6 protein-coding genes are annotated in these 6,774 nt (G+C 58.1%); all 6 read left to right on the plus strand.

The features are described from left to right. Positions 1-730, plus strand: a 730-nt coding sequence (locus ACYVHX_RS06805) for a hypothetical protein (RefSeq protein ID WP_460670879.1), incomplete at its 5' end; no start/stop codon positions are given. A gap of 1 nt (position 731) precedes the next feature. Further along, positions 732-1,286: a hypothetical protein gene (locus ACYVHX_RS06810; protein WP_460670880.1), complete on the plus strand. Its 555-nt coding sequence runs from the start codon at positions 732-734 to the stop codon at positions 1,284-1,286. Then, on the plus strand, positions 1,286-1,690 hold the full coding sequence (locus ACYVHX_RS06815; protein WP_460670881.1) for a DUF1353 domain-containing protein: 405 nt from the start codon (positions 1,286-1,288) through the stop codon (positions 1,688-1,690). The genes ACYVHX_RS06810 and ACYVHX_RS06815 overlap by 1 nt, the downstream gene beginning before the upstream one ends. Next, a complete protein-coding gene (locus tag ACYVHX_RS06820) occupies positions 1,687-5,067 on the plus strand; it encodes a serine aminopeptidase domain-containing protein (protein ID WP_460670882.1) in 3,381 nt (1,126 codons plus the stop codon). Before ACYVHX_RS06815 ends, ACYVHX_RS06820 begins: the two co-directional genes overlap by 4 nt. Further along, on the plus strand, positions 5,067-6,209 hold the full coding sequence (locus ACYVHX_RS06825; RefSeq protein WP_460670883.1) for an SGNH/GDSL hydrolase family protein: 1,143 nt from the start codon (positions 5,067-5,069) through the stop codon (positions 6,207-6,209). The genes ACYVHX_RS06820 and ACYVHX_RS06825 overlap by 1 nt, the downstream gene beginning before the upstream one ends. A gap of 127 nt (positions 6,210-6,336) precedes the next feature. Further along, the gene (locus ACYVHX_RS06830) at positions 6,337-6,735 is read left to right on the plus strand and encodes a hypothetical protein (protein WP_460670884.1); all 399 of its coding nucleotides are present in this window, start codon (positions 6,337-6,339) and stop codon (positions 6,733-6,735) included. The last annotated feature ends 39 nt before the right edge of the window (positions 6,736-6,774 follow it).

Consider the following 6,774-nt stretch of genomic DNA (forward strand, 5'->3'; position numbering starts at 1 on the left):
CGCCAACAAGCAGGCTGACTTTATCGGCATCACCCTGCGCCGGGGTGCAACCGGGGGCGGATCAGTCGTAGCGGCCCGCATCGGCAGAGCCCGGTTCCGGCATCCCAACTTCTACACGAGCAACAACACCCAACTGGCTTTCTATATGCAGTTGGATACCTATAATACTACGGTTGAAGGGGGTTATTTCGAGGGCTACAGCCGCATCGGGCCTGATGTGACCATTGGGTACGGTGTGGACGACAGCGGCAACACGACGCCCGAAACGAAGCCTGAAAGCCTCGTCGCCCCTAAAGCCAGCCCATCGCTGACCGGAACGCCAACCGCTCCGACTGCTGCGGCTGGCACCAACACAGGGCAGATCGCTACGACCGCCTTTGTCAAAACCGCCACAACGCCCACTGCACCGGTCACGGTAACGGCTACTTCCGCAACGGCGGTATCCGGCACCAAATACATCACCAACAACGGCAGCCGGGTAACCGTCACGCTGCCGACTAACGCCAGCAGCAATGTCGGCGATCAGGTTTATGTGCGGGGTCTGGGGGCTGGCGGCTGGCGGCTGGCCCAGCCCGAAGCGGGCACCATTGTTCACGGCTCGACCAACACCACGACCGGAACGTCCGGCTACGTGCAGTCGGGCGGGCAGTTTGACACGATCGCCGTCGAAAAGGTGGCGGCCAATGAATGGACCATTATTGGCGTACGCGGCTCTGTAACCATCAACTGACATGAAAACCCTGATTCTATTTCTCCTTTTGATCCCTGCTCTCTTGAACGCCCAGACCCGGCGCGAGATCGGCCGTGGCTACGCGCTGGACTGGCAGGCCGGTTCGAGCATGACAAACACGACCGCCGAAACGACGGTCTGCTCCCAGATGATTCAGGGTAGCTCCATGAGCAGCAACAAGCGGCTCAAGTTTCAGGTGCTCTTTGCCATCACTTCGGGGGTGGTTGCGCCGGGGTTGACTGTTCGGGTGAAGTTCGGAGGCTCTACGCTAACGGTGGTTTCCAGTGGGGCGATTCTGGGTAACATCGGAGCCAACAAGGCATTTCGGCTCGAAGGCGAAATTATGAACACCTCAGTCACCACCCAGGTCGTGCAGGCTCATATCGTACAGGATACCGGCATACTGCCCCTCAATTTATCCGGCAACGGCCTCAATTACGCGGACTGGACAGTGGACACCACCACCGATCAAACGTTCGCGGTAACCCTGCAATACGGGGCTGCACTGACCGGTACGACGATTACTCCGAAACTGGTAAACATTGAAGTGTACTAATGAAAACAGCAACCGAAACCATACAGCCTCCCGAGATCGTGGTGAAGTACATCGGCAACCGAAAGCGGACCAGTCTTTGGGAGTTAGTCTCGTCCTTACAGGTGGAGCTGTCCGATGGCTCGCTGCTGGATATTCCGGCGGGCTATACCACCAATTTCGCCAGTGTTCCGCGCATCCTGTGGAACATCCTGCCACCCTTCGGCATATCGGTCTGCATCGCCAGTCTGGTGCATGATTACCTCTACGATACGCGCAAAGACGGCAGGGATTGGAAAGAGAAGCAGCGGGCGGACAAGGAGTTTCGGCATCTGCTGATGAAGTACAATCCCGAAGGCGAAACCGCCAATAAGTTCATGTACGTTGGGGTGAAATTATTCGGACGCAAACAATTCCGGGAAGAATGAACACGCAGCTACTACCGGACGACATATCACTGATCGGCTACGCGGGCAACGAGTACACGATCACCGTAAAGAATCCCCAGGATTTGCCCGAGGGGCACACGCTACAGCCCATTACGGCGGTGGCTTACCGCCATTCTTCCCGGCTGGATGAAGTGCCACAGCCGCAGCGGCCGACTGTAACGCCTTTCTCGGGCGGCATCAAGATCGTGTTCAGCGCCGAGCAGACGAAAGCCATCAGCAAGTCAGGCGGGGTGTGGCTAACGGTCAAGTACGGCGGCAACACCTACGGGGCGGGCTGGATGCGCTTTAACACCAGCGCCGACCTGATCAGCAGTAGTACGGAAACAACCATGCAGATCACAGTAGGCGAAGGTGTAACCATTCAGCTGAGCGTGGTTGCGGGCAGCGGCTCGGGCGATTCAGGTGGCGGGAGTGCCGAGTTTGTGCAGGACACGGTCGCCGGGATGCTCGAAGAGGGTGACAACATCACCCTTTCATACAGTGATTCGACTGGAAAATTAATCATTTCAGCCAATCCGGGCAATGGGTCGGGCGATGGAGAAGATGGTAAATCAGCTTATGAACTGGCCGTTGAAAATGGATTTTCTGGCACTCTCACGCAATGGCTAGCGTCTTTGGTTGGCCCTCAAGGCTCCACTGGCGCTACCGGCGCAAAGGGTGATACAGGCAATACGGGGCCTAAAGGCGACACGGGAAATACAGGAGCCCAGGGTGCTGCGGGACCCAAAGGCGATACTGGTAACGCGGGACCCCAAGGGGCTCAGGGGCCAAAGGGCGACAAAGGAGATCAAGGTGAAGTCGGGCCACAAGGACCAAAGGGTGACCCCGGCGACGGCAGCGGGTCCGGTACGCCCGGCGAGGATGGCAAATCGGCGTATCAACTGGCCGTTGAGCAGGGATATTCGGGAACGCTGACGCAGTGGCTGGCGTCACTCAAAGGCGAAGCCGGTGCCGATGGGCCAAAGGGCGATACAGGCAACACCGGCCCGGCTGGTTCAACGGGTGCAACAGGCCCCAAAGGTGATACCGGTGATCAGGGTCCAGCCGGTTCGCCCGGCGCAACGGGGGCTACAGGAGCCACCGGCGCAACCGGACCAAAAGGCGACCCCGGCGATACGGGTCCACAAGGGGCTACTGGAGCGACGGGAGCCACCGGGGCGACAGGTCCAAAAGGTGATCCGGGTGACACCGGATCACAAGGCCCGGCAGGTAATACCGGGGCGACCGGGGCCACTGGCGCTACGGGTCCGAAGGGTGATCCGGGCGATATTGGGCCGCAGGGGCCAACGGGTTCGGCTGGTGCAGCAGGGGCGACTGGTGCGACTGGCCCCAAAGGTGACAAGGGCGATACCGGAGACACTGGCCCGCAGGGACCGGCTGGCGCTACGGGTGCTCAGGGACCGGCTGGGGCCACCGGCGCAACAGGTGCTACCGGCGAACAAGGCCCAAAGGGTGATAAAGGCGATCCGGGCGATGCCGGAAGCGGCAGCGCGGCCACCCTTAAAAAAAGCTATGGCATTCTGATTTCGGCATTTCGGACCGCTACCAAATTTGACAATATCGGCGGGTCACTTTCCAGCCCTCAACTCACAATTCACACCAGCGGCACGGGGTTGGTGTCGGGTACCGGCGGCTCGAATGCAGACGGTTATCTGAAACTACCGCAGGAAGTCAACGGACGTTCCACGACCCGCACGGACTGGCGAATCAGTTTTGATATGAACGAGTCAGGCAGCCCAGCCATTACAGTCGGCATCGGTGAAGCATCGAATGGCTACATGGTCACGCTGGCAAAATCGGGTAGTAACCTGCTGGTAACCCAGCCTTCCGGAGCCACCGTAACGGGGGCGTTGTCGGGCACGGTCAATATTTCGGTGAGCATTGCCACCGCAAACGGGGGCGTAACCTCCAGCGTGCAGGTGTTGGGTACGCCAACGAGTTTAACCACTACGTCCAACCCGCTCAGGGTGCCGGTTTTCGAGTGGGCCAGGCTCACGAAAAACCGGCAGTGGTACGCTTATTTCAAGACAAATACCACCTCTTCCCGAATTGTTGGGTTTTTACACAACCAAAACGGATGGGACGGTGACCCGACCGGGCAACTGCTCACCCGGACCATGATCGTGAATGCCGTGGGAGCCATCGGAAACGGCTCGACACTCGACCCCGACCACGAATCCATGATTATTGTTCCGGAGCGTTCAAGTCCCTCCACGACCCTAAAAGTGGTTCAATACTTTCACCATAAGGGCGGGTTTTATAATACCATCCTTTCGACTTCGGTACTGGACGCGGGCGAGACGGCCCGCCAACTGCTATTATCGGGCTATGCGCTGATTGCGACAACGGGCGGCATGTCCACCAACACGCTTGCCGAGACTGAGAACTGGGGCAATCCGGAAGCGGTTGGCAAAGCGTCGGACGTCTTTGAGAAACTCCAGGCGAATGTCAAAAATCTGGGTAAGGAATACTTATTCGGCACCAGTATGGGGGGCGGCTGGGCGCTGAATTACACGCGCCGGAATCCCGAACGCATCGGGGCTATCTGGCTTTCGTGCCCGGCGGTGAATTTTGAGGAAACCGGCACCGGCTCCATTCAGGCCAATTCTGGTTTGAAAACGTCGCTTGACCTGGCTTATTCATCGTGGTATATTTCGCTGGTGGCATCAAATACCGCCGATCCGCAGAGTGATGGCGGCACCAACTGGCGGCAGGTTTCCAGTCCTGGGGCACTGCCCGAATTGGGTGTCAGACTCGCCACCCAAACGACCGTAAACGGGGCCGTAAGCAATAGCTCGACGGTGGTACTGACCGCTACGACAAAGGTTTTTGCCGGCGACTGGGTGTATTTCAAATACGCAGGGCAGGCCCGGCAAGTCACCCACACCAGCGGGGCGTCGACCAGCATTTTCCTCGATTCGCCCGTCACGTTGGCGACCGCTGATCCGGTGTCGGTTTTGCGCGAACCACTGACCAATTCAATCGGCTACGAATTCAACTGGGTTCAACGGGCCAGAAACTCGCAATGGACTGCTGGTACGTATGGCGCGGGCGGTTTTCGTAAGCGGGCGTCGACGGTTCCGGAGCTGGACGTTCGCCCCCACAACCCGGCGCGGTACGCCGATTTTTACGCAACCCTTAATGTGCCGATTACCATTATGGTGCCGACCGGTGGCAGCACAGCCAACGATGGTATTTTGAATCTGGCGCCCATGTATCAGTTTCGGGATGATGTAAACGCATTCAGAACCGGGCTGGTCACGCTGGTGGTCGGCACCAGCTCCGCACACTTATCGTCGGGAACCTTTAAGGCAACCGGAACCAATGGCACTGTAGACACTTTTAACGCAAACTAATGAAAAAGCTACTCTTTCTCCTGCTCATTCCGTACTGCGCACTGGCGCAGCCTAAAACCGTCACGCTGCATAACCTGACCGTCGTGCTGGACAGTGCCACCACCGCCGAACTGCGGGCCGCTTTGACGGACACAACCCCGCCGGTACTGCCCAAAACAAAAGTAATGGCATCGGGCCGTTTTAGCGCGCCGACCAGTTTCACGACCGGCACCAGCCAGACCTACCGCTGGGATTTTACGGTGACAACTCCCGTTACCCAGTTGCAGTTTGATTTTCCCAACTGGGCGATGGGGCAAAACGGCGGACCGGGCGAAGCGGCTGGTACCACTGCTTTGTCAATTTCCGCCCGCGTCGACACAACCACCTTAGCCTTTTCGGGCAGGCTGGTCGGTACCGTCGCTCCGGGTGCGACCCTTCGCAATGACCCCTCCCACGGCAGCTATCTGCCCGGCGTCACGTACCAACTTTACGTTACGGTGACTGCATCGCGCTGGCCGATTGGCGTCTTTGCCGCCACCAGCCCCGCCGTAAAAGGCTACGGCCCGGTGCTGGCGGTCGGAACGCCGGTTGGTGCGGTGAAAAAGAAATCGGTGATTATTCTGGGCGACTCCCAGCAGATTGCTGACGGCATCGGCTGGATTCGCCGGGGCCTGAACGCGGCCGGAATTGCCCACAGTGTCTATGCCCTGGGAAGCTACCGGGCCTCGCACTTTCTAAATTCCAGCGGGCAAATTGCCCTCAAACACGTCCTTTCCAGCGAAGCGGATGTGATAATCTGCGCCGTAGGTAGTAATGATCTGGTAGCGGCAAAAGTCAGTTCCGCCGATGCCGCCAAAGCCTTACTGACGCCAATCTGGGAGCGCATCCGGGCATCGGGCAAAGAGTTCTGGGTACCAACGATTACGCCCGTCAAAGGGATGCTGTCGATTCAGGTGCTGGCGCGGGGCATTCTCAATGACTGGATCCGCTCGAAGCCCGGCGGCATCAGCCACGTGCTGGATATTGGTCAGGCGGCAGAAACGGCGAAGAATAACAACGTGCAGCGGTCCGGCTGGTTTTTCAACGATGGTGTTCATCTGAACGGCTACGGAGCGCAGCAGGCGGCTAATGCCGTAATCAGGCCCGCCGATTTCGACAAGTAACAGCGTGAGAGTGCAGGCCGCTGGCCTAACCCGCCCGGCCTGACCGGGGAGAGGTTAAGTCTAGTGTCTGATAATCACCGGGTTGCCGGTGAGACAACTAACCACCTCGATTAACCGGAATGTAAAAATGGAAAGTAGTACGTCCGTAGCGGAGTTCTTCGATATACTCAGCCAATTGCCGTTCGTGGTTAAGGCGTTGCCCTTTGCGTTAATGGCAGCTTTGCTGGGGCGGGTGATCGGCAACGGTGACGAAGAGCCGGGGAAGCGCAGCGCAGCCTATAATGTCGTTGCGGTACTCGGATCGATGATGATAGCCATACTGGCGTCGGGCTACGCCTTCGAGGAGCGGAAAGTAAGCGTTTGGGCGTCGCTGGGCGTGGCGGTAGTAGTCGGCATCGGCGGGGTCTATATTGTGATTGGCATAAAGAGTTTGTTCAAAGGCTTTGCAAAACGGCCCGAATCCACACTAAAAAAGTACTGGCCTTTCAAGTTCAACCCCTGGGAAGGCGACAAACCAAAAGAATGATGGGAAAGCTAAAGCAATTCTGGAACTTTGGAACAGGCA

The organism is Larkinella ripae, from assembly GCF_054780775.1.

Bases quoted from the DNA above. Each gene is read 5' to 3' on its own strand.
- ACYVHX_RS06810 (WP_460670880.1), top strand. From the start codon at position 732: ATGAAAACCCTGATTCTATTTCTCCTTTTGATCCCTGCTCTCTTGAAC.
- ACYVHX_RS06815 (WP_460670881.1), top strand. From the start codon at position 1,286: ATGAAAACAGCAACCGAAACCATACAGCCTCCCGAGATCGTGGTGAAG.
- ACYVHX_RS06830 (WP_460670884.1), top strand. From the start codon at position 6,337: ATGGAAAGTAGTACGTCCGTAGCGGAGTTCTTCGATATACTCAGCCAA.
- ACYVHX_RS06825 (WP_460670883.1), top strand. From the start codon at position 5,067: ATGAAAAAGCTACTCTTTCTCCTGCTCATTCCGTACTGCGCACTGGCG.
- ACYVHX_RS06820 (WP_460670882.1), top strand. From the start codon at position 1,687: ATGAACACGCAGCTACTACCGGACGACATATCACTGATCGGCTACGCG.